We start from the raw sequence: 23,400 nt of genomic DNA on the forward strand, positions 1-23,400 counted from the left end.
CCGGCCGCTGTGTACAGGGATGACACATGAGTAACCAGGCCCGCCTGCTGCCCTCGCTGCTCGACCGACTGCTGGACGACCGTCCTTACCAGTCGGCCGAAGCGGCCGCCCAGCGCACCTGTTCGCTGGCCGAGTACAAGGCCAGCATCGTCCGCGACCTCGAGGTGCTGGTGAACACTCGCCAGTCCCTGGTTGCGGAGGAGCTCGGGGGTTTCAGCCAGCTCGGTGGCTCCATCCTTGAATACGGCATGCCCGACTTCATCAGCCGCAGCGTGCTCGACCCCCATGATCGCCGGCTCATCCAGCAACAGCTGGAGCGGGCGATCAGCACCGGCGACCGGCGTTTTCGCCGGGTGCGGGTGCAACTGCTGGCCCAGGAAAACGGCCACCGCATGTTGACCTTCCGCGTGGACGCCGTGCTGCGTCTGCAGGACATCAGCCGCCAGGTGTCGTTCGACGCCGTGCTGCAGGTCAACACCCAGGAATACAAAGTGCAGAACCTCAACTGATGCTCGACGAACTGCTGCCCTACTACGAAAAGGAACTGTCGCACCTGCGCTTCCTCGGCCAGGAGTTTGCCGCGCAGTACCCGAAGATTGCTTCGCGACTGCTGATCGAGGGCGACAACTGCGAAGACCCGCACACCGAGCGCCTGATCGAGGCGTTCTCGTTCCTGTCTGCGCGGGTGCACAAGAAGCTCGATGACGAGTTTCCGGAAATCGTCGAATCCTTCCTTGAGGTGCTGTACCCGCATTACCTGCGCCCTACGCCGTCGATGTCGATCGTCGAGCTGAGCCTGGGCAAGCATGAAAAAGTCACCGAAGCCTACCGCGTGGCGCGCCACACCGAGATGCAGGCCAATGCCGTGGACGGCGTGGTGTGCAAGTTCCGCAGCTGCTACCCGGTGGAGCTGTGGCCGATCAGCGTGCAACAGGCCTCGTTCGCAGAGATGGAACGTTCGGCATTCAACGGCCACAGCGCCGACCTGGTGGCCCATCTGCGCATCCGCCTGCAAGCCTCCGGTGATGCACTGTTCGGCCAGATGGAAGTCGACCGCCTGCGGTTCTTCCTCGACGGTGAAGCGACGCTGATGCTGCAGCTGTACGAGCTGCTGTTCAACAACCTGGCCAAAGCCACGCTGAGCTTCCAGGACGAGGGCCGCAGCCGCGAGGTCGCCCTGCCGGCCGATGCCCTGAAGGCGGTCGGCTATGCCCGCGACGAAGGCCTGGTGGACTACTCCGAGCGCTCGTTCCTGGGCTATCGCCTGCTGCACGAGTACTTCACCTTCCCAGACAAATTCATGTTCTTCGACCTCAGTGGCTTTGCCCGCATCCTCCAAGGCAAGGCGGTCGAGCAGGTCGAGATCAACTTCTATTTTTCCGACTACGACCTCAGCGAGCGCCTGGCGCGGCTGACCCAGAACATCGGGCGCAACAACTTCAAGCTCAACTGCACGCCGATCATCAATCTGTTCCGCCAGCAGGCCGAGCCGATCAAGCTGACCCACACCCAGCACGAATACCCGGTCACCCCCGACACCCGTCTGCACAATGCCGCCGAAGTGGTGTCGATCGACCGTGTGCGACGGGTGCGCAAGCTCGGTGGCATCGACCAGGTCGCCACCTGCCAGCCGTTCTTCGAGCCACGTGGCGAGCAAGACCCGCGCACCAGCTTCTGGATCGCCCGCCGGCGTAACCAAGGCGATGCCACGGCCATGAGCATCCGCGTGGTCGACCGCGACCTGGAACTGATCGACGGCAGCAGCGACACCCTGAGCATCGGCCTGACCTGCAGCAACCGTGATGTACCGCTGATGCTGCCGTTCGGTGGCGAGCACGGCGAGTTCAACATCCCGGCCAACTCGGTGATCAAGAACATCCGCTGCCTGCGCAAGCCCACCGCCACCGTGCGCGTGCCGCTGGGCAAGGGCCTGATCTGGCGGCTGATCGCGCACCTGTCGCTGAACCACCTGTCACTGGTCAGCCAGGGCCGCGAAGTGCTGCTCGAACTGCTGTCGCTGTACAACTACCGCAACGTCTCGGCCATTCGCAAACAGATCAACGGCATCAAGGCGATCAGCAGCGAGCCGGTGGTCGCACGTATCGGCCACCCGCGACCGAATTTCGTCCGTGGCGTGGGCATCACCCTGACCCTCGACGAAAGCCAGTTCACCGGCAGCGGCGTGTTCCTGTTCGGCATGGTGCTGGACCACTTCTTCGGCCAGTACTGCTCGATGAACAGCTTCACCCGACTGAGCCTGCGCTCCCAACAACGAGAAAAGAGAATCGTCCAATGGCCAGCACGCACTGGCGATCAGCCCCTGGTCTGATCGATCAGGCCCGAGCCGAGCCGCACCGATTCGAATTCTTTCAATTGGTGCGCCTGCTCCGCCTGCACTACAGCCGTACCGGGCGCATGGACCTGGCGACCCGGCCGCACGAAGACCCGCTGCGTTTTCGCACCCAGCTGTCGCTGGCGTTCCCAGCCAGCGAGGTCAGCGACCTGCACTTCGAGCGCGAGGGCAAGGTCTCCACGGCCGGCCTGCCGCTGTCGGAGGTGCAAGTCACCTTCATGGGCCTGGTCGGGCCGTCGGGCGTGCTGCCGCGCCCGTACACCGAGCTGCTGCTCGAACGCCACGTGCAATACCGCGACGATGCCGCCCATGCGTTTCTCGACATCTTCTCGCACCGCATGACCACGCTGTTCTACGAGGCATGGCAGAAGTACAAATTCCATATCGAGCACGAGCGCAATGGCACTTCGGGCTTCGATGGCTACCTGCTCAACCTGGTCGGCCTGGGCCCGCGTGCGCAAAAGCTCAGGTTCGAAGAGCACCCGTCGGCGCTGCGCCGCGAGCTGTTCAGCTACTTCGCCGGGCTGCTCAGCCAGAAGCCGCGCAACGCGCTCAACCTCGAAGTGATGCTCGGCTTCTATTTCTCGCTGCCAATCAAGGTCAAGCAGTTCGCCGGGCGCTGGCTCAACCTGGAGCCCGAGCAATGTACCCAGCTGGGGCGCAAGAACGCGCAACTGGGCCACAGTGCCGTCGCCGGCAACCGGGTCTGGGACTACCAGTCGTGCATCCGCATCGAACTGGGCCCGCTGAGCCTGGCCGATTACCAGCGCTTCCAGCCGGGCACCACGTGCTACCGCAAGCTGGTCGAACTGGTGCGCTTCTATATAGGTGCCGAGCTGGATTTCGAAATTGCCCCGCGCCTCAAGCGCGAGGCGGTACCACGCGCCCAGCTGGGCCGCAGCGGCAATGTCGCGCTGGGCTGGCTGGGTTGGCTCAAACGCCCTGGTCGCGACGCGGAGCCTTCGCGTTGCGCCGTCTTCCACATTCCTTACGATGGGGTCGCCTTGTGAACCTGAAGTCTCTGTTCGCCAAGCTCAACGAAACCAGCCGCACGGCCACTGAAAGCGCGGCGGCCCTGTGCCTGTCGGAGCACCACTATGACGTCGAGGTGGAGCACCTGCTGTTGCAGTTGCTCGACAACAGCGACAGCGACCTCGCGCCGATCCTGCGCCACTACGACGTAGTCGCCGAGCGCCTGCAGGCGCAGCTGGTCACCGCCCTGGGCACCTTCAAGAAAGGCAACACCCGCACCCCGGCACTGTCGCCGCACATCACCCGCATGATCGAACAGGCCTGGCTGCTGGCCTCGATCGAGTACGGCGTTGGCCAGGTGCGCAGCGGCCACCTGCTGCAAGCCCTGCTCGATGACGCCGAACTGCGCCGCGTGGTGATCGCTTCGGCACCAGAGCTGGAAAAGATCAACGCCGACGACCTGCGCCTGAACCTCGCCGCCCTGATCGAAGGCAGCGCCGAATCGAAACAGGCCAGCGCCCTGGCCAGCCCGGCAGCACCGGTCGCCGGCAATGCCAAGGCCGGCGGCAAGACCCCGGCGCTGGACCAGTACACCGTCAACCTCACCCAGAGCGCCCGCGAAGGCCGCATCGACCCGGTGCTGGGCCGCGAGTTCGAGGTGCGGCAGATGGTCGACATCCTCACCCGCCGCCGCCAGAACAACCCGATCCTCACCGGTGAAGCCGGTGTCGGCAAAACTGCCGTGGTCGAAGGCCTGGCCCTGCGCATCGCCCAGGGCGATGTGCCGGCAGTGCTCAAGGACGTCGCCCTGCACACCCTCGACCTGGGCCTGCTGCAGGCCGGTGCCGGGGTCAAGGGCGAATTCGAGAACCGCCTCAAGGCCGTGATCGAAGAGGTCAAGCGCAGCCTGCACCCGATCATCCTGTTCATCGACGAAGCCCACACCCTGATCGGCTCCGGCGGCCAGGCCGGGCAGAACGATGCCGCCAACCTGCTCAAGCCAGCCCTGGCCCGTGGCGAGCTGCGCACCATCGCCGCCACCACCTGGGCCGAGTACAAGAAGTACTTCGAGAAGGACGCCGCCCTCGCCCGCCGCTTCCAGGTGGTCAAGGTCGAAGAGCCTGACGAAGACAAGGCCATCCACATGCTCCGTGGCCTGCTCGGCAAGATGCGCGAGCACCACAAGGTGGCGGTGATGGACGAAGCGCTGGTGCAGGCGGTGCGCCTGTCCAACCGCTACATCACCGGCCGCCAGCTGCCTGACAAGGCCGTCAGCGTGCTCGACACCGCCTGCGCGCGCATCGCCCTGGCGCAATCGTCGCAGCCCGGCGCCCTGGAAGACTGCCGCCGGCAGATCGACAACCTGCAGGCCGAAATCGCCGTGCTTGGCCACGAAGCTGGCAAGGGCCACGACCACGTCCGCCGCCTCGGCGAGCTGCAGGCGGCCCTGCAGGCCGAGCAACAACAGGAACAGCAACTGAACGAGCAGTGGCAGCAAGAGCTGGCGCTGGTCGAACAACTCAAGGCGCTGGACGCCGCCAACGACGCCGATACCGCCCAGCTCAACGCCCTGCGCGCCGAGCTGGCCCGCGTGCAAGGTGACCAGCCACTGGTGCACGCGCTGGTCGACAGCGGCGCCATCGCCCAGGTCATCAGCGGCTGGACCGGCATCCCGCTGGGCAAGATGCTGCGTGACGAGATCGACACCGTGCAGCGCCTGCCAGCCCTGCTCGGCGAGCGCGTGCTGGGCCAGGACCACGCCCTGCACGAGATCGGCAAGCGCATCAAGATTTCCCGCGCCCGCATGGAAGACCCGAACAAGCCGATCGGCGTGTTCCTGCTGCTCGGCCCGAGCGGTGTCGGCAAGACCGAAACCGCGCTGGCCCTGGCCGACACCCTGTACGGCGGCGAGCGCAACCTGATCACCATCAACATGTCCGAGTACCAGGAGGCGCACACCGTGTCGAGCCTCAAGGGCTCGCCTCCCGGCTACGTCGGTTACGGCGAAGGCGGTGTGCTGACCGAAGCCGTGCGTCGCAAACCATACAGCGTGGTGCTGCTCGACGAGGTGGAAAAGGCCCACCCCGACGTCCTCGAACTGTTCTTCCAGGTGTTCGACAAGGGCGTGCTGGACGACGGCGAAGGCCGTGAGATCAACTTCCGCAACACGGTGATCATCCTCACTTCCAACACCGGCACCGAACGCATCATGCAGACCTGCCTGAACGCCAGCGAGCTGCCAACGCCGGACGCCATCGTCGAAGGCCTGCGCGACGAGCTCAACCAGGTGTTCAAGCCGGCCTTCCTCGGCCGCCTGAGCATCGTGCCGTTCTACCCGGTGCAGGACCAGATCCTCGAGCGCATCGTCGCCCTCAAGCTGCAACGCATCGCCAAGCGCTTTGCCCGCAACCACCAGGCCGAACTGAGCTACGACGAAGCGCTGATCAAGGCCATCGCCGCGCGCTGCACCGAGGTCGACAGCGGTGCGCGCAACATCGACAACATCCTGTCCCAGACCCTGATGCCCGAACTCGCCCAGCGCGTGCTCGAGCGCATGGCCCAGGACGCGCCGATCGAGCGCCTGGCGATCGAGCTGGGCAGCGATGGCGATTTCGCCTATCGCCTGGCCTGACCCGTACAAGGAGGTTTAGCCGTCATGCAACACAAGCACACCGCCCTCAAGCGCCTGACCACCGCCGCCCTGCTGCTGGCGCTGGCCGGCTGCGGGGTCACCGACCGTATCGGCAAGCGCATGGATGACAGTTGGGCGGCCGACATGCTGGCCGACAGCGAGAAGGTCATCCTGACTTCCGACGGCGGCAACCAGCTCAACCCCGATGTCGAGGGCAAGCCGCTGTCGGTGGTGATGCGCGTGTACCAGCTGACCGACCTCGAGCGCTTCGCCGCGACCGATGCCGAGACTCTTTGGGACTCCCCGGAAAAGGCTCTCGGCAACACCTTGGTGGAAGCCCGCGAGATCACCCTGTTGCCGGGCATCGGCCAGATCGACCAGTGGCCGCTGGCCAAGAGCGCGCGCTACGTGGGTGTGGCGGCGTTCTTCCGCGATGAAAAGGACGCGCGCTGGAAGGTCGCCTTCGACGCCGAGTCGCTGCGCAAGGATGGCATCTGGTTCTCCTCCGACGGCTTGCGGGTGCTGGTGGACAAGACCGAAATCAGCGCCATGCGCGGTGTCGACGTACTCAACAAACCGCCGACCGCCGACCAGCTGGCGGCCGCGCAGAAGGCCGAGCAGGCCACGCCGTCCCTGGCCGACACGGTGCAGGACGCCGTGCTCGACAAGGCCACCGATGTGGCCGGCCAGTCGGCACAGAACGCCGCGGACAAAACCCTCAACTCTTTAGTGGATAGCGTCAAATGAGCAAGCAGAGCCGGGTGATGTGGTCTGAAGGCATGTTCCTGCTGCCCCAGCACTTCCAGTACCAGGATGAGTTCCACCAGCACCAGCTGGCCGAAGCGACCCTGCGCGGCACCCCGTTCCATTGGGGTGTGCAGACGCTGCAGGTGGACGAGGATGCCTTGGCCAACGGTTCGCTGCAGCTCAAGCGCCTGAAGCTGGTGTTCCCCGACGGCAGCCTGTACGACGCACCGCAGCACGACCCGCTGCCGGCCGCACGCGACCTCAAGGACCTGCTCAAGGCCAACGAGCTGAAGGTATATGCCGCGCTCAAGCTGCCCGAGCCGTTCGGCCTCAACTACGTCGAGGACGGCCAGGCGCACAAGGCCGCCCGGCGTTTCCGCAAGCAGTTCGACACCCTGCCCGACCTCAACGAAGGCGAGCTGGAAAACGAAATCACCAGCCTGCGCCTGAACGTGGTGCTGCTGGTCGACGGCGACAGCCTCGACGGCTACAGCCACTGCCCGCTGGCCAAGCTGACACGCAACAGCATGGGCGGCTTCAACCTCGACCCGCATTTCGTCCACCCGACCCTGCACCTGGGCAACCACGAGACCCTGGCCGGCATCGGCAAGCGCTTGCTCGGCGCCCTGCAGGCCAAGAGCAAGGCGCTGTCCGGCCGGCGCCGCGAGCGTGCCGACCAGATCGCCGAGTTCGGTTCCAGCGACGTCACCCTGTTCTGGCTGCTGAACACGGTCAACCGCGCTCACCCGCAGCTGGCCCACCTGCTGGCCCACCCGCGCCTGCACCCAGAGCGCCTGTACCTGTTCCTCGCCGACCTGGCCGGCGGGCTGCTGACCTTCACCCTCGACAGCCAGCTCAGCGACGTCCCGGAGTACGACCACCGCGACCCGGCGGCCTCGCTGGTCAAGCTCGACGAAATGATCCGGGTGATGCTCGACAACGTGGTGCCCAACCAGTGCATCGTCATCAACCTCACCCAGACCAAGCCATCGTACTGGCAGGGCCAGCTGCGCGACCCGCGCCTGGCCGAGGCCGACTTCTATGTCTCGGTGCAGGCCGACATGCCCGGTGCCAGCCTGCTGGAACTGGTGCCTCGGGCATTCAAGGTCGGTTCGCCGGAAGACATCGAAGTGGTGGTCAACAGCGCCATGCCCGGCGTCACCCTCAACCACGCCGCACGGCTGCCCAACGCGATCCCGGTGCGCCTGGACAACCAGTACTTCGCCATCGAGCCGCACGGCCATGTGTATGAGCGAATGATGAACGCCCAGACCGTCTGCTTCTACGCGCCCAGCGCCTTTACCAACCTCAAGCTTGAACTGATGGCGGTGCTCAAATGACCGAAGCCGTACTGCAACAGGGCGCCGTCGCGGCCGCCAGCGACAAACCGACGCTCAAGGACCTGGTCCAGGACTTCATCAGCATGGCGCTGATCGTGCGCCGTGGCCGCCAACCCACTTCGGTGCAGGCCTTCGAAGCCAGCGTCGAGCGCTTCTTCGGCAACCTGGAACGCGATGCCCGCGCCGCCAACTACAGCGTCGAGCAAGTCAAGGATACCCAGTACGCGCTGTGTGCGTTCCTCGACGAAAGCGTGCTGCGCTCGGGTGACAACGAACTGCGCCGGCACTTCGAGCTGCAGCCGCTGCAGTTCCGCTACTTCGGCGTGCACCTGGCCGGTGAAGGCTTCTACGAGAAGGTCGACGCGCTGCGTGCCGACCTCAAGCAGAACATCGACGTGCTCGAGGTGTATCACCTGTGCCTGGCCCTGGGCTTCGAAGGCAAGTTCGGCCTTGGCCAGAAGGACCAGCTGCGCTACCTGGCCAACACCCTGGGCCAGGACATCGCCCGCTACCGCAAGGCGCCCAAGGCCCTGTCGCCGGATTGGGCGCTGCCCGACCAGGTGTCGCAGATGCTGCGCCACGAGGTGCCGCTGTGGGTGTACCTGGCGCTGATCGCGCTGGTCTGCGTCGCCGTGTACCTGACGCTCGACTGGTTGCTGGACAAGGACGTCCTCGCCCTTTCCGAACAAATCCGCCAGCTGTTCAGTGCCTGAGCACACCTCAGGTAGCCGAGTCAGGAAGACATGAAAACATTACTGCGTCTGTTGAAAAGTTTCTGGATTCTCCTGCCGCTGCTGTGGCTGGCGAGCCTGTTGATCTGCTGGCTGGCCGCGCCGTTGGTGCCGTGGCTGCGTCATCACGTACCCGAAGCGCTGGCGATCATCAGCGCCTGCTTCCTGCTGGTGATCGTGCTGCGCCAGTACCAGCGCATTCGCGCCGAACACAACCTCGAGAACATGCTGCAGATCGAGGTCGACCGCTCGTGGAATGCCACCGGCGAATTCCGTGACCAGCAAGTACTGCGCGAGCGCCTCAAGCACGCCATCGCCATGCTGCGCACCGACCGCTCGGCCGGCGGTGGCGGCAAGGCGGCGCTGTCCGACCTGCCGTGGTACCTGGTGCTTGGCATGTCGGCTGCCGGCAAGACCTCGCTGCTGACCCATTCGGGCCTTTCGGCCAGCATCGCCACGGCCAACGACAGTGAAAGCGGCACTCAGCACTGCGACTGGTACTTCAGCCCTGAAGCGGTGATGATCGACACCGCCGGCCGCTACCTGGGCAACGACCAGTCGGCCAGCGAGTTTTCCGCCTTCCTGCGCATGCTGCGCAAGCAGCGTGGCAAGGCGGCGATCAACGGCCTGGTGCTGGTGGTCAGCCTGCCGGAGTTGCTGGCCGCCAACAGTGACGATCGCAACGCCCTGGCCGCCCAATTGGTGGCGCGGGTGGAAGAGTACGCGGATTGCCTGGACGCCAACCCGCCGATCTATCTGATGCTGAGCAAGACCGACCAGCTTCCGGGCTTCAACCAGGCCTTCGACGGCCTTGATCTGCACGAACGCCAGCAGCCATTGGGCATGACCTTCGGCCTTTCGGAAATCCGCAGCAATGGCCTGCATGCCGTACTGCAAACGCGCCTGAAGAGCCTCCAGGGCCATGTCCGCCAGCACGTCGATGCGCAGATGATCGCCCTCGGCTCGGAGGCCGACAGCACCCTGGTGAACTTCCCGCAGTACTTCGCTGCCCTCAGCGGTGTACTCGAACAGTTCCTCGAACACTTCACCCGTGGCCACCGCGGCGGCGCCCCGCTGCTGCTGCGCGGTCTGTACTTCACCAGCGCGCTGCAGACCGACCAGCACCTGGGGCAGGTCTACGAAGACGCCATCGCCGACGAGTTCGCCCTGAAGGCCGCCTACGATGACGGTACTGCAAGCGCCAGCAAGGCCGCGGGCAACCGCAGCTACTTCATCACCGATACCTTCCGCCGGGTGATCTTCCCCGACCGTGACCTGACCCTGTTCCAGTCGCGCATGGGCCGCCAGGCCGGCTTCAGCCCACTGTTGCTGGCCCTGGCGGCTGCCACTGGCGTGCTGTTCATTGGCTGGCAAGCGCTGTCGTTCGCCAACAACCGCCAGTGGCTGGAAAGCCTGCGCGGGCAACTGGCGCAGATCGAGCAGGCAGAAGACCGCGAGCAGCTGCTGGCCGCGGGCAAGGGCCTGGAAGTGCTGCGCGAGCAGATGGCCGCCGTCGAGGCCCATCGCCTGCAGGGCGTACCCCTGCAACTGAGTGCCGGCCTGTACCACGGTGAGGCGATCCACCAGGTGACCCGCACCGCTTACCTGGCGCAACTGCGTAGCCAGGCGCTGGAGCCGATCGCCCGCAGCCTGCAAGTGCAGATGCGCGCGTTCAACACCTTCGCCAGCGGTATCAATCAGGAACTGGAATTTACCCCGGCACCGCAGAAAAAGCGCAATGGCAAGCCATTGGCTCCGGCTGTTGCCGCCAAGGCCCAGGCCGCGTTGAGTAATACCCGCATGGGTGGCTATGCCGCCAAAGTCAACCTGGCCACCGCCAGCGATGCCGCCGACCTGTCGGCCACCACCGGCGGCCTGTCGTTGTCCGAGGAAATGCTCGGGCGCCTCGACGAGCAACAAGTGGCGTCGATCATCGATGCCTACAACACCCTCAAGCTGTACCTGCTGCTGACCGAACCCCAGGCCCATCCGGACGCCGCCTTCGTTGCCGCCAACCTGCCCCAGGCCTGGGCCAGCGCCGCCGGTGAAGGCACCTTGGCCGATGCCGGCGTGATCGACGAGAACGCCCCGCTCTACGTGCAGCTGCTGGAACAGGGCCAGGCACCGTCATTGCCACGCAACGAGCAACTGATCAACGAAACCCGGGAGAACCTCAAGTCGTTCATGATCTCCAGCTCCCTGGTCGATCGCGAATACCTGCGCCTGCAGCTCGAATCGAGCCGCCAGTTCCCGGCGCTGAGCCTCAACGACCTGGTGCCGCAACCGGGCCGCGCATTGCTGTACGGCTCCGCCGGCGTACCGGCGATCTACACCCGCCAGGGCTGGGAGACCTTCGTCAAGCCCGAGCTGATCAAGCTGGTGTCGGGCAACCTGCGCAACGAGTCGGACTGGGTACTGGACGGCGAAGGCGGCGATGCCATCGTACAGAAGGCCAACTTCGTCCGCGAGTTCATGACCCGCTACAAGCGCGACTACACCCAGGCCTGGTACAAGATGGTCAGCAGCGTCGGCGTGCGTCACTTCGCCGACCTGGCCTCCGCCACCCAGCAACTGGGCCTGCTCAGCGACGTGCAGAACTCGCCGGTGAAGAACCTGCTGGCGGCGGTCAACGACAACACCCAGTGGGACCTGCCGGTCAAGCATGCCATCCCGGCCTCGGGTGCCGCCCGCGAGGACGGCTTCTGGAGCAAGGTCAGCGGCCTGCTCGACAGCAAAGACGCCCTCCCCGTTGACGTCGCTCCGGCCCTGCCAGCGGTCGATGACGGCAGCCTGGCCAAGCGCTTCGAACCTGTAGCGCGGGTGTTCGCCGAGAACAACGCCGAAGGCGCCGACAGCACCATCATGGACCGTTACCTGGCCGCGCTGCGCAAGCTCAAGGTACGCATGAACAACATCCAGCGCTCGCAGGATGTGGGCAAGAGCAGCAAGCAGCTGATCAGCGAAACCCTGGAAGGCCAGCCGAGCGAAGTCACCACCGTGCGCAACTACGTGGAAAGCAGCGTCGACACCAGCCAGGACGGCCTGTCGCGCTCGCTGCAGGGGCTGTTCAGCCTGCCGATCCAGTACGCCTGGGCGACCCTGCGCGACCCGGCCGGGCAGCAGATCGCCAAGGCCTGGGCGCAGCAGATCGCCAAGCCGTGGGAGCAGGTCATGGCGCACCGTTACCCGATTGCCGGTGGCAGCCGCAACGAGGCCTCGGTGAAAGACCTGCAGCGTTTCGTCGACCCTGACAGCGGCCTGCTGCCGGCCTTCAAACGCAATGAAATCGGCAACCTGGCCGGCGGTGAAGGCCTGGGGGCTGGCGACGGCAAGGGGCCGGCGCTGGTCAACCCGGGCATGCTCAACAGCATCGACAAGGCCAGCTCCGTGGGCCAGGTGATCGCCAGCCTGTCGGACCGCGACAACGGCTTCGAGATCATGCTGGAGCCCTCGGCCAATTTCACCGACATCGTGTTCACCCTCGATGGCCAGGAGCAGCACTACCGCAACGGCCGCAGCAGCTGGAACCGCTTTGCCTGGCCAGGCACCAGCAACGCCCCGGGCGCCCGCCTGGACGTGGTCACCCTGAGCGGCGCGCGGGTCACCGTGTTCGACTTCCCGGGGCGCTGGGGCCTGCTGCGCATGAACGAAAGCGCCCGGGTCGAAGACCTCGACGGTATCCAGCAGCGCTTCAGCTGGAACACCGCCAACGGCCGCGTAAGCCTGGTGGTGCGCAACTTCGGTGGGGTCAAGCTGACCGACCTGGGTGACGTCAAGGCCCTCAGCGCCCTCAACGACAGGGGCGCGCAATGATCGGTTGCTTCGGCAAGTTGCCGTCGAGCGCGGACTTCGTCAGCCTGCATGGCGCGGCGGAGGAAGTCTGCGAGTTCGACGCCTGGCTGCAGTCCTCGCTGGCGGCCATGCGCCACCGCGAAGACTGGCAGGCGTTGTTCGACGCACTGCCGATGTGCTTCTTCAACTACCGTGCGCGCAATGGCAACTGGCTGCTTGGTGGCCTGCTCAGCTCGCGTGACGCCAGCCAGCGGCGCTACCCGTTCTTCATCTTCCAGCTGCTCAAGGGCGAGGAAGGCGCCGCGCTGGTCAACCCGTTCACCCTCGGTGAGCTGTTCAGCACGCAGATCAAACCGTTGCTGCACCAAGCGGTACAAGGCGCCGACCGCGCCAGCCTGTTCGAACGGATCAAGGCCTTGCGCCCATTGCAGCCCCAGGACCTGGACCTGTTCCGTCGGGTACACGCCAAGTTCCTCCACGACTTCAGCTTTACCGATGTCGCGCGCGCCCTGCACGGCTCCTGGCCAAGCTTCGACAGTGCCACCGCGCTGGCGCGGCTGCAGGCCAGCCGGGCCACGTTGCACGGCGACTTCGACGGCGGCATCGAACTGCCGCTGCCGGCCGAGCGCGGCCTGAAAAACCCCACGGCCGACCTCTGGCTGACCTGGCTGACGCGCCTGAGCGGGCACCCGAGCGTGCCGGCGGTGAGCCTGCTGGCCGACGACTTCATGCACCCGCGGCTGTACTGCTTCCCGTCGCGCCACGCCAGCAGCGCCTATCGCCTGCTCAGCGGCTGCGCCGAAGCGCATCAGCACCTGGCGCTGCTCGGCCCGCTGGCAGCGGCACCACGCCAACACGACTACGACCGACCTCTTGAACACGTCATCGACCAGTTCGTCGATGCGCTGGATGCGACGCCTGTATGAACAAGATCAAGTACTACTGCCTGCGTTACCAACCCTACCTGCTGGGGGTGGCGTTCTTCCTGGCGATCTTCCTGGTCTGGGCGATCGGCCGTGCCCTGGGCTTCGCTTCGCTGCACAGCCTGCTGGCCGGCATCGGCGTGTTCCTGCTGCTGTCGGCGGGCTATGTCCTGCTGCTGTACCGGGGTGCCGGCCAGCACCACAACCTCGAAGGCCTGCTGCGTGACGACGCCGACCAGGCCGTGCTCAACGCCACCCCGGCCGACCGTGAGGAGGTCAGCCTGCTGCGCGAGCGCCTGCTGCAGAGCATCGAGCGCCTGCACAGCAACAAGCCGCGCGGCACCGCCGCCAAGGATGCGCTGTACGCCCTGCCCTGGTACCTGGTGATCGGCCAGCCGGCTGCAGGCAAAAGCACCATGATCCTGCAGTCGGGCCTGAACTTCCCCTATGCCGAACGCGAGGGCGCACGGGTGTCCGGGCTGGGCGGCACACGCAACTGCGACTGGTTCTTCAGCTCCGAAGCGGTACTGCTGGACACTGCCGGGCGCTACATGAACAGCCCCGAAGAAGCCGGCAAATGGCGCGGCTTCCTGCAACTGCTGCGTCAACATCGCCAACGCCGCCCGCTCAACGGCCTGATCGTCAGCGTCAGCATCGCCGACATCCTGCATGGCACGGCCGAAGACCAGGAGCGCGTGGCCAAGCGCCTGCGCGAGCGCATCCAGGAAAGCTGCGCGCTGCTGGAAGTGCGCCTGCCGATCTACCTGGTGTTCACCAAATGCGACCTGATCCCAGGCTTCACCCCGTTCTACCGCCAGCTGGACGATGCCGCGCGCGGCGAGGTGATGGGCAAGACTTTCTCGCACAAGGGCTATGAGCAGGCCGACTGGGGCCAGCGCTTCGGCAAGGCGATGGACGAGCTGACCGGTTACTGGCAGCAAGTGGCGAGCCAGCAACTGGTGCAGCAGGACATCCAGGTGACCCGGCAGAACAACGCTGCCTACCGCTTCCCGCTGGAGCTGGCGGCGCTCAAGCCGCGCCTGCAGCAGTTCGTCGACAGCCTGCTGCGCGCCAACCCCTACCAGAATGCCGAAATGCTCCGTGGCTTCTATTTCACCGCCGCGCTGGAGGCTGACGAGGCCCAATGGGGCAGCCACGGCCAGCATGTGGCCGAGCGCTTCGCCCTGGAACATGACGCAGACGCCGCCGCTGCTGGCAGCCACCCGGCGCCCCTGTTCATCAACAGCCTGTTCCGCAAGGTGATCATCCCCGACCAGCACCTGGTGGCGCTGTACACCAGCAACCGTCGCGAACGCCGGCGCAAGGGCGCCTGGGTGGCCGCCGCCAGCCTGGCCGGCCTGGTGCTGTGCAGCCTGTGGGGCTGGTCGTACCTGAACAACCGCGCCACCCTGGCCAGCATTGCCGGCGAGCTGGCCCAGGCCAAGGCCGAAGACAAGGCCGCCACCGGCCAGTACGCCGCCTGGCGCAGCCTCGACCGCCTGCGCTTCTGGACTGCGCACTACTATCAGCAGCACCACGAGCAGGGCGTGCCGCTGGGCATGCGCCTGGGCCTGTACCAGGGCCATGAGGTGGAGCCGATCGTGCGCAATCGCTACTTCGCCACCCTGCAGAACGTGATGCTCAAGCCCACGGCTGACAACCTGACCCGCACCCTGTACCTGCTGACCACGCTCAAGGTCTACCAGCGCAACGCCCGTGAGCTGCAGCCAGTCAGCGGCGTCGACAGCGTGCAGGCCGAAGCCTTGCCCCATGACAACCGCGCCCAGTCGATCGCCGACTTCGGCAAGGCGACCCTGGATACCTACGTGATGCTGTCGCCGGCCCAGCGCGAAAAGGCCGACCCGGCCTTCCTCAAGGCGCGCCTGCCGGATTACTGGTACCCGGCCATCGCCCGCCAGACCGGCAAGAGCATGGCGGCGGCCGGTAGCGAAGGCGGCAACCAGGACTACCTTTACGCCAGCCGCCAGATCACCTTCTACAGCGACCAGATCCGTGAGCCGGACGTGCCACGCATCCTCGACAACGCCTTCCTGATGTCCAGTTCTCGCAACTACATCGACAGCCTGCGGGCCCAGTCGCTGCGCTCGATCGAGACCATCACGCTGGAATCCGACACGCTGTTCGCCTTCGGCCGCGCCGACTTCCAGAGCCTGAAGAACGAAGGCCAGAACCAGCTGAGCGCGATCGCCAGCAAACTGCTGAACACACCCAACATCGGCAAGATCGTCATCTCCGGCCACGCCGACCAGCTCGGCGACAGCCAGGGCAACCTGCAGGTGTCGAAGCAACGGGCGCAGACCATCCGCACCTACCTGGTCGGCAAGGGCGTGCCCGCCGAACTGGTGGTCGCCCAGGGCGAAGGCAGCCGCAAGCCGCTGGTCAACTGCGACATGCAGCAGCCACGGGCGCAGCTGATCAAGTGCCTGGAGCCCAACCGCCGGGTGGAAATCGAAGTGCGCGGGCTGAACTGAGGCCGCGCCGCAAGAACCGGCCACCCGGGCCTCACAGGAGGAGGCCAGGGGGGCGGCAAGCTACCTCTGCCGACGCGTTCGGCGAGGTCAAAACCAAGGGGTGCATGAGCAACCCTTCAAATGATGTTAATGGAGAGTTTCACAATGGCTTTTGACGCGTATATCCAAATCGACGGCATCCCAGGCGAAGTACTGGACGACAAGCACAAGGACTGGATCGAAGTGCTGGGCTACGAGTACGGCGCCACCCAGGCCACCTCGGCTACCGCCAGCTCCTCGGGCGGTGCGTCCTCCGAGCGTGTCGCCCTGAGCGACTTCAAGATCCGCAAGGCAGTCGACAAGGCTTCGGCCAAGCTGTTCGAACACTGCTGCACCGGCAAGCACATCTCCAAGCTGAAGCTGAACGTCAACCGTGCCGGTGGCGACAAGGTCACCTACCTGACCATCGACATGGAAGAAGTCGTGGTGTCGTCGGTGAAATTCGTCGCCGGTGGCAACCAGGGCGGTGAAGACAAGGCCGTGAGCGACCTGCCGATCGAAGAAATCAGCTTCAACTTCGCTCGCATCAAGACCACCTACACCCAGCAGAACCGTACCGACGGCCAGGCTGGCGGCAACATCGTCGGTGGCTGGGACCGCACCGCGAACAAAGTGTTCGCCTAAGCACTGGCTTGCCCATGGGCCGCGCAGGCGGCCCATGTTTCGCAGCGTGCCGGCTTGCCCGGCACGCCGCTCCCCTCCCCTGATCAGAGTGTTATATGCCTGAAATCCTCAACGACCTTTCGCTGGCCGAGCTGGCCGCACCGATCGATGGTGGCAGTGGCGAAGACTTGAGCTTCTCTGCCTTGTTCGACCAGATCAAGGAGGCGCGCCGGGCAGACCCTGACTACCTGACCCAGGGCGACTGGCAGACCGACCTGAAAACCGCCGACTGGGAACAGGTCATCGAACTTTCGGCCCAGGGACTGGCGCAACAGAGCAAGGACCTGATGCTGGTCGCCTGGCTCAGCGAAGGCCTGGCCCAGCGCGAGCATTTCGAAGGTATCAGCTTCGGCCTGACGTTGACCGAACGTATCCTCGACACGTTCTGGGACAGCGCCTACCCGTCGCTCGAAGACGGCCTGGACGAGCGCGCCGCGCGCCTTGCCTGGCTCAAGACCACGCTCACCGACATTGCCGGTGGCTTGCCCGTCACTCAAGGGCAAAATTTCGGCGTGCTGCGCTATGACGAATCACGCCATGTAGAGAACCTCGCCTTGCAGAACCCCAAGGCGATGCAGACCGCGCTGAACGAAGGCAAGATCAACGCCGAGATCTTCCAGCGTTCGGTCGCCCTCAGCGACACCGAGCACCTGCGCGCCAAGGCCATGCAGATTGCTGCCAGCCTGCAGGCCTGCAACCGCCTGCAGGCCAGTGCCGACCGCTTGTTCGGCTCTGAGGCCCCGAGCTTCGCCAGCCTCGCCGACATGCTGTCGCGCGCTAGCCAGCTGGCGGAGAAACTGCTCAAGGACCGCGGCGTCGAACTGCACCCGGTCGTCGTGCCAGTGGCAGAACCCGTCGCCACCGTTGCCCCCTCCAGCGAAGCAGGTGAACCGATGAACACGCCAGTCCAGGCCCCCGCGCCTGCGCCCATGCGCACCACGCCACTGACCCGCGACGAAGCCTTCACCATGCTCGCCGGCATCGCCCAGTTCTTCAAGCAGAGTGAACCGCAGAGCCCGGTGCCCTACCTGATCGAACGCGCCATCAAGTGGGGCAACATGCCGCTGGAAGGCTGGCTGAGCGACGTGATCAAGGACAGCAATGTGGTGGACAACATCCGCGATGTGCTGGGCACCCGCGAACCCAGGTCCTGATCCTGTGCAAGGCTCTCGGGCCTCTTCGCGGGCACGCCCGCTCCCACAGGTACCGCACAATGCTCAGGCTTTAGGTGATCCTGTGGGAGCGGGCGTGTCGGGGCGCCGAACCGCCGCGAAGAGGCCGGCACAGCCTGCACAAATACTGCTACCTTGAGCGCTCATCACTGCCAAGGACCGCCCCATGCCGCACACCCCCACCGGCTTCATCCGTGTCCGTGGCGCCCGTGAGCACAACCTCAAGAACATCGACGTCGATATCCCCCGCGACGCCCTGGTGGTGTTCACCGGCGTGTCCGGCTCGGGCAAGTCCTCGCTGGCCTTCTCCACCCTCTACGCCGAAGCCCAGCGCCGCTACTTCGAATCGGTCGCGCCCTATGCCCGGCGCCTGATCGACCAGGTCGGCGTGCCGGACGTCGATGCCATCGAAGGCCTGCCACCGGCGGTGGCCCTGCAGCAGCAGCGCGGCACGCCCAGCGCGCGCTCGTCGGTGGGCAGCGTCACCACCCTGTCCAGCTCGATCCGCATGCTCTACTCCCGCGCCGGCAGCTACCCGGCCGGGCAGCCAATGCTGTATGCCGAGGAATTCTCGCCCAACACCCCGCAAGGCGCCTGCCCGGAGTGCCATGGGCTGGGGCGGGTCTATGAAGTGACCGAAGCGACCATGGTCCCCGACCCGTCGCTGACCATCCGCGAACGCGCCGTGGCGGCCTGGCCGATGGCCTGGCAAGGGCAGAACCAACGCGACATCCTGGTGACCCTGGGCTATGACGTCGACATCCCCTGGCGCGACCTGCCACAGGAACAACGCGACTGGATTCTCTACACCGAAGAAACCCCCACCGTGCCGGTGTACGCCGGCCTGACACCGGCGCAGACCCGCGCCGCGCTCAAGCGCAAGCTCGAACCGAGCTACCAGGGCACCTTCAGCGGCGCCCGGCGCTACGTGCTGCATACTTTCATGCACTCGCAGAGCGCACAGATGCGCAAGCGCGTGTCGCAGTACATGCGCCCCAGCCCGTGCCCGGTGTGCCAGGGCAAACGGCTCAAGCGTGCAGCGCTGGACGTGACCTTCGCCGGTCGCGACATCGGCGAGCTGTCGCGGCTGCCGTTGCAGGCGCTCGCCGAGGTGTTCCGCCAGGTGGCTGCGCCGGGCTACCTGGAGCAGCATGACGACAACCTGACCCTGGAAAAGCGCCTGGCCGCACAGCGCATCGCCAATGAGTTGCTGGAGCGCATCGACACCCTGATCGATCTGGGCCTGGGCTACCTGGCGCTGGAACGCAGCACGCCGACACTGTCGTTCGGCGAACTGCAACGCCTGCGCCTGGCCACCCAGCTCAATTCGCAGCTGTTCGGCGTGATCTACGTGCTCGACGAACCCTCCGCCGGCCTGCACCCGGCTGACAGCGAAGCGCTGTTCGATGCCTTGCAGCGGCTCAAGCAGGCGGGCAACTCGGTGTATGTGGTGGAGCACGACCTGGACACCATGCGCCGCGCCGACTGGCTGGTGGATGTCGGCCCTGCGGCCGGCGAGCATGGCGGGCAGGTGCTCTACAGCGGCCCGCCAACCGGCCTGGCACAGGTCGAGGGCTCGCGCACTGCCGCCTACCTGTTCGCCGAACAGCAGCGCAACCTGCGTACACCACGCCAGCCGCACGACTGGCTGGCGCTGGAAGGCATCACCCGCAACAACCTCGACAACCTCAGCGCCCGCTTTCCGCTGGGTTGCTTCACGTCGGTCACCGGCATTTCCGGTTCGGGCAAGTCGAGCCTGGTCAGCCAGGCCTTGCTGGAGCTGGTGGGTGCCCATCTCGGTCAGGTCGAACAGAAGGCCGAGCCTGAAGAGCAAAGCCTGGAAGATGAGCCCGAGCCGTTCAGCGCTGGGCGTGTCACTGCCGGGCTCGATAGCATCAAGCGGTTGGTGCAGGTGGATCAGAAGCCGATCGGCCGCACGCCGCGCTCCAACCTGGCCACGTACACCGGCTTGTTCGACCATGTGCGCAAACTGTTTGCCGCCACCGAGCAGGCCAAGGCCTGCGGTTTCGATGCGGGGCGTTTCTCGTTCAACGTCGCCAAGGGTCGTTGCGACAACTGCGAGGGCGAAGGCTTCGTCAGCGTCGAACTGCTGTTCATGCCCAGCGTCTATGCGCCCTGCCCGACCTGCCACGGTGCACGCTACAACCCCGAAACCCTGGCGGTGAGCTGGCAGGGCATGAACATCGCCCAGGTGCTGCAGCTGACGGTCGAGCAAGCGCTTGCGGTGTTCGCCGAGCAGCCGGCGGCGCGGCGTTGCCTGCAGGTGCTGCAGGACATCGGCCTGGGCTACCTGCGCCTGGGCCAGCCGGCTACCGAGCTGTCCGGTGGCGAGGCACAACGGATCAAGCTGGCCACCGAGCTGCAGCGCGTGGCCCGTGGCGCGACCTTGTATGTGCTGGACGAACCTACCAACGGGCTGCATCCGCAGGATATCGACCGCTTGCTGGTGCAGCTCAACCGGTTGGTCGAGGCCGGGCACAGTGTGGTGGTGGTCGAGCATGACATGCGTGTGGTGGCGCAGAGTGACTGGGTGATCGACATCGGGCCGGGGGCCGGGGATGCGGGCGGTCAGGTGGTGGTCAGTGGTACGCCGCGGGTGGTGGCTGGGTGTGCCGATAGCCGTACTGCCGAGTTTCTGGCCCGGGCCTTGTAGCGCCTGATCTGGCCTCTTCGCGGCTAAAGCCGCTCCCACAGGGGAAGTGTTACAGTCAGCACCATGGACAAATACACCCCGCGCCAGTGGCTACCCCACGAGAAGCCCAGCCTCCCCGGCTCACCTTCCACGCCCCTGCACACGCCGGCCAAGCGCCTGGCGTATGGCGTGGTCGGCCTGCTGGTGGCGATCACCGGCGGCCTGGGTAACGCACTGGTCACCGCCAACCTGGTGTTCCTGCAGGGCGCGCTGGGCGCGACCAGCGCCGAGATGGCCTGGCTGCCGGCGGCCTATGTGATGACCAACGTGTCGATCAACCTGCTGCTGGTCAAGTTTCGCCAGCAGTTCGGCCTGCGTGCCTTCACCGAGGTGTTCCTGGTGCTGTACGCCCTGGTCACCTTCGCCCACCTGCTGGTCAACGATCTCAACTCGGCCATCGCCGTGCGCGCCGCCCATGGCATGGTCGGCGCGGCACTCAGTTCGCTGGGCCTGTACTACATGATCCAGGCCTTCCCCGAACGCTGGAGGCTCAAAGCGATGGTGCTGGGGCTTGGCGCCTCGCAACTGGCCCTGCCACTGGCGCGGATCTTCTCCGAAGACTTGCTGCAGATCGCCGAGTGGCGTGGCCTGTACCTGTTCGAACTGGGCCTGGCACTGGCTGCCCTGGGCTGCGTGCTGCTGCTCAAGCTGCCCCCCGGTGACCGCTTCAAGACCTTCGAGCCGCTGGACTTCCTCACCTTCACCCTGATGGCCAGCGGCGTCGCCCTGCTCTGCGCCGCGCTGTCGCTGGGGCGCATCGATTGGTGGCTGGAAGCACCGTGGATCGGCATCGCCCTGGCCTCGTCGATTGCCTTGATCTTCACGGGCCTTGCCATCGAGCATAACCGCCAGAACCCGTTGTTGATGACGCGCTGGCTGGGCAGTGGCGCGATCATCCGCCTGGGCCTGTGCGTCATCCTCATTCGCATGGTCACCTCGGAGCAGTCCACCGGCGCGGTGGGCTTTCTGCAGGTGCTGAACATGGGCAGCGAACAGATGCGCTCGCTGTACTGGATCATGCTGCTCGGCGCCGTGGCGGGCCTGGCCACCAGCGCAATGACCATCGACCCCAAGCATCTGGTGATCCCGCTATTCGTCTCGCTGCTGGCGATGGCCGCCGGGGCGTTCATGGACAGCAGTTCGAGCAACCTCACGCGCCCGGCACAGATGTACTTCAGCCAGTTCCTGCTGGCCTTCGGCAGCACCTTCTTCCTTGGCCCATCGATGGCCCTGGGCATCAGCCACGTCCGCGCCAACCCGCGCAACCTGGTGAGCTTCTCAGTGCTGTTCGGCATCTGCAACAACCTCGGTGGCCTGATTGGCGCAGCGCTGCTGGGCACCTTCCAGACCTGGCGCGAGAAGTTCCATTCCAGCCACCTGATGGACCGCCTCAGCTACCTCGAACCGCTGGTCAATGCCCGCGTACAGAGCGGCGGCGGCGGTTATGCCGGGATCCTCGCCGACCCGGCGCTGCGCAGCGAGGCCGGCATGCGCGTGCTGGCCAGCGCCGCCACCCGCGAGGCCAACATAATGGCCTACAACGACGTGTTCGTACTGATCGGCAGCATCGCCGTGCTGACCATGATCTGGATTACCCTTCGCGGCTCCTGGCTGTGGTATGTCGCCCGCCAGGCTGCTTCATCCGACTCCACCAGCGGTACTGCCAGCCGATGACCGAAGAAACCCGCACCACGACCACCACCGCCCTCGCCGAAACCCCGGAAGGCAGCACGCCGCCCAGCGAACCGACCAGCCCGGTGCGCACGCGGCGGGTACGCATCCTGTCTACGATCAGCTTCGCCAGCGTGGCCCTGGTCGGCATCCTGGTAGTGCTCTACGCCTGGAACCTGCCGCCGTTCAGCAGCACCATCGAAAGCACCGAGAACGCCCTGGTGCGCGGCCAGGTGACAATCATCGGCCCGCAGCTGAGCGGCTATATCGTCGACGTGCCGGTGCATGACTTCCAGTTCGTCAAGGCTGGCGACCTGCTGGTGCAGCTCGACGACCGTATCTACAAGCAGCGCCTGGCCCAGGCCATCGCCCAGCTGCAACAGCAGCAGGCGGCGCTGGCCAACAACCTGCAGCAACGCAACAGCGCCGAAGCCACCATCGCCCAACGCCAGGCCGCCATCGGCGACGCTTCGGCCCAGGCGACCAAGGCCAAGGCCGACCTCAGTCGCAACCAGGCGCTGGTCAGCGATGGCTCGGTGTCGCGCAGTTCGCTGGACCTGGCCCGCGCCAGCGAGGCCGCCGCCGTCGCCAGCCTGGCCCAGGCCAAGGCCGCGCTGGAAATCGCCCGTCAGGACCGCGAGACGGTGATCGTCAACCGCGCCTCGCTGGAGGCTTCGGTGGAGAACGCCAAGGCGGCCGTCGAACTGGCCCGTATCGACCTCGACAACACCCGCGTCACCGCCCCGCGCGACGGCCAGTTGGGGCAGATCGGCACCCGCCTGGGCGCCTACGTCAACTCTGGCGCACAACTGATGGCACTGGTGCCCGACACCCTGTGGGTGATCGCCAACATGAAGGAAACCCAGATGGCCGACGTGCGCATCGGCCAGCCGGTGACCTTCACCGTGGACGCCCTGAACCACCTCAAGCTCTACGGCCATGTGCAGCAGATCTCGCCGGCCACCGGTTCCGAGTTCGCCCTGTTGCAGGCCGACAACGCCACCGGCAACTTCGTGAAGATTGCCCAGCGCATCCCGGTGCGCATCACTGTCGACCCCGACCAGCCAGACGCCGCACGCCTGCGCCCGGGCATGTCGGTGGTGGTGGGCATCGATACCCGGGAGCCGCAAGGGCACCATTGACCGCGGCTTTGTGAACCC

At 65.8% G+C, this 23,400-nt stretch carries 15 protein-coding genes; all 15 read left to right on the forward strand.

What is annotated here, in order from left to right; all coding sequences use genetic code 11:
- The first annotated feature begins 26 nt into the window (after positions 1 to 26).
- Positions 27 to 509, forward strand: coding sequence for a type VI secretion system baseplate subunit TssE (gene tssE / locus J7573_RS16535; RefSeq protein WP_294337378.1), 483 nt, complete (start codon positions 27 to 29; stop codon positions 507 to 509).
- Positions 509 to 2,329, forward strand: a complete 1,821-nt coding sequence (gene tssF, locus J7573_RS16540) for a type VI secretion system baseplate subunit TssF (RefSeq protein WP_294337380.1) — start codon at positions 509 to 511, stop codon at positions 2,327 to 2,329. Before tssE ends, tssF begins: the two co-directional genes overlap by 1 nt.
- A complete protein-coding gene (gene tssG, locus J7573_RS16545) occupies positions 2,293 to 3,363 on the forward strand; it encodes a type VI secretion system baseplate subunit TssG (RefSeq protein WP_294337382.1) in 1,071 nt (356 codons plus the stop codon). The genes tssF and tssG overlap by 37 nt, the downstream gene beginning before the upstream one ends.
- The gene (tssH, locus tag J7573_RS16550) at positions 3,360 to 5,957 is read left to right on the forward strand and encodes a type VI secretion system ATPase TssH (RefSeq protein WP_294337384.1); all 2,598 of its coding nucleotides are present in this window, start codon (positions 3,360 to 3,362) and stop codon (positions 5,955 to 5,957) included. Before tssG ends, tssH begins: the two co-directional genes overlap by 4 nt.
- Positions 5,958 to 5,981: 24 nt before the next feature.
- On the forward strand, positions 5,982 to 6,704 hold the full coding sequence (gene tssJ, locus J7573_RS16555; protein WP_294337386.1) for a type VI secretion system lipoprotein TssJ: 723 nt from the start codon (positions 5,982 to 5,984) through the stop codon (positions 6,702 to 6,704).
- On the forward strand, positions 6,701 to 8,044 hold the full coding sequence (tssK, locus tag J7573_RS16560) for a type VI secretion system baseplate subunit TssK (RefSeq protein ID WP_294337389.1): 1,344 nt from the start codon (positions 6,701 to 6,703) through the stop codon (positions 8,042 to 8,044). Before tssJ ends, tssK begins: the two co-directional genes overlap by 4 nt.
- The gene (gene icmH / locus J7573_RS16565; RefSeq protein WP_294337391.1) at positions 8,041 to 8,757 is read left to right on the forward strand and encodes a type IVB secretion system protein IcmH/DotU; all 717 of its coding nucleotides are present in this window, start codon (positions 8,041 to 8,043) and stop codon (positions 8,755 to 8,757) included. Before tssK ends, icmH begins: the two co-directional genes overlap by 4 nt.
- 30 nt (positions 8,758 to 8,787) lie before the next feature.
- On the forward strand, positions 8,788 to 12,588 hold the full coding sequence (locus J7573_RS16570) for a type VI secretion protein IcmF/TssM N-terminal domain-containing protein (RefSeq protein ID WP_294337394.1): 3,801 nt from the start codon (positions 8,788 to 8,790) through the stop codon (positions 12,586 to 12,588).
- Entirely contained in the window at positions 12,585 to 13,493 is a 909-nt protein-coding gene (tagF, locus tag J7573_RS16575; RefSeq protein WP_294337395.1) for a type VI secretion system-associated protein TagF, read from the forward strand. The genes J7573_RS16570 and tagF overlap by 4 nt, the downstream gene beginning before the upstream one ends.
- Positions 13,490 to 15,982, forward strand: coding sequence for a type VI secretion system membrane subunit TssM (gene tssM / locus J7573_RS16580; protein WP_294337398.1), 2,493 nt, complete (start codon positions 13,490 to 13,492; stop codon positions 15,980 to 15,982). Before tagF ends, tssM begins: the two co-directional genes overlap by 4 nt.
- Positions 15,983 to 16,126: 144 nt before the next feature.
- Positions 16,127 to 16,645 carry a type VI secretion system tube protein Hcp gene (locus tag J7573_RS16585; protein ID WP_110638575.1) on the forward strand — a complete coding sequence of 173 codons (519 nt, stop codon included), beginning with the start codon at positions 16,127 to 16,129 and terminating at the stop codon, positions 16,643 to 16,645.
- A gap of 95 nt (positions 16,646 to 16,740) precedes the next feature.
- Positions 16,741 to 17,838, forward strand: a complete 1,098-nt coding sequence (gene tssA / locus J7573_RS16590) for a type VI secretion system protein TssA (RefSeq protein WP_294337401.1) — start codon at positions 16,741 to 16,743, stop codon at positions 17,836 to 17,838.
- Between the two features lie 184 nt (positions 17,839 to 18,022).
- Entirely contained in the window at positions 18,023 to 20,530 is a 2,508-nt protein-coding gene (locus J7573_RS16595) for an excinuclease ABC subunit UvrA (protein ID WP_294337404.1), read from the forward strand.
- Positions 20,531 to 20,593: 63 nt separating this feature from the next.
- Positions 20,594 to 22,243 (forward strand): MFS transporter, encoded by a 1,650-nt coding sequence (locus J7573_RS16600; protein ID WP_294337406.1) that lies wholly within the window; start codon positions 20,594 to 20,596, stop codon positions 22,241 to 22,243.
- Complete coding sequence (locus J7573_RS16605; protein WP_294337409.1) at positions 22,240 to 23,382, forward strand: HlyD family secretion protein; 1,143 nt, start codon at positions 22,240 to 22,242, stop codon at positions 23,380 to 23,382. The genes J7573_RS16600 and J7573_RS16605 overlap by 4 nt, the downstream gene beginning before the upstream one ends.
- Positions 23,383 to 23,400 lie beyond the last annotated feature (18 nt).

Source organism: Pseudomonas sp. (assembly GCF_017744435.1).
In the GTDB taxonomy this organism is placed as follows: Bacteria; Pseudomonadota; Gammaproteobacteria; order Pseudomonadales; family Pseudomonadaceae; genus Aquipseudomonas.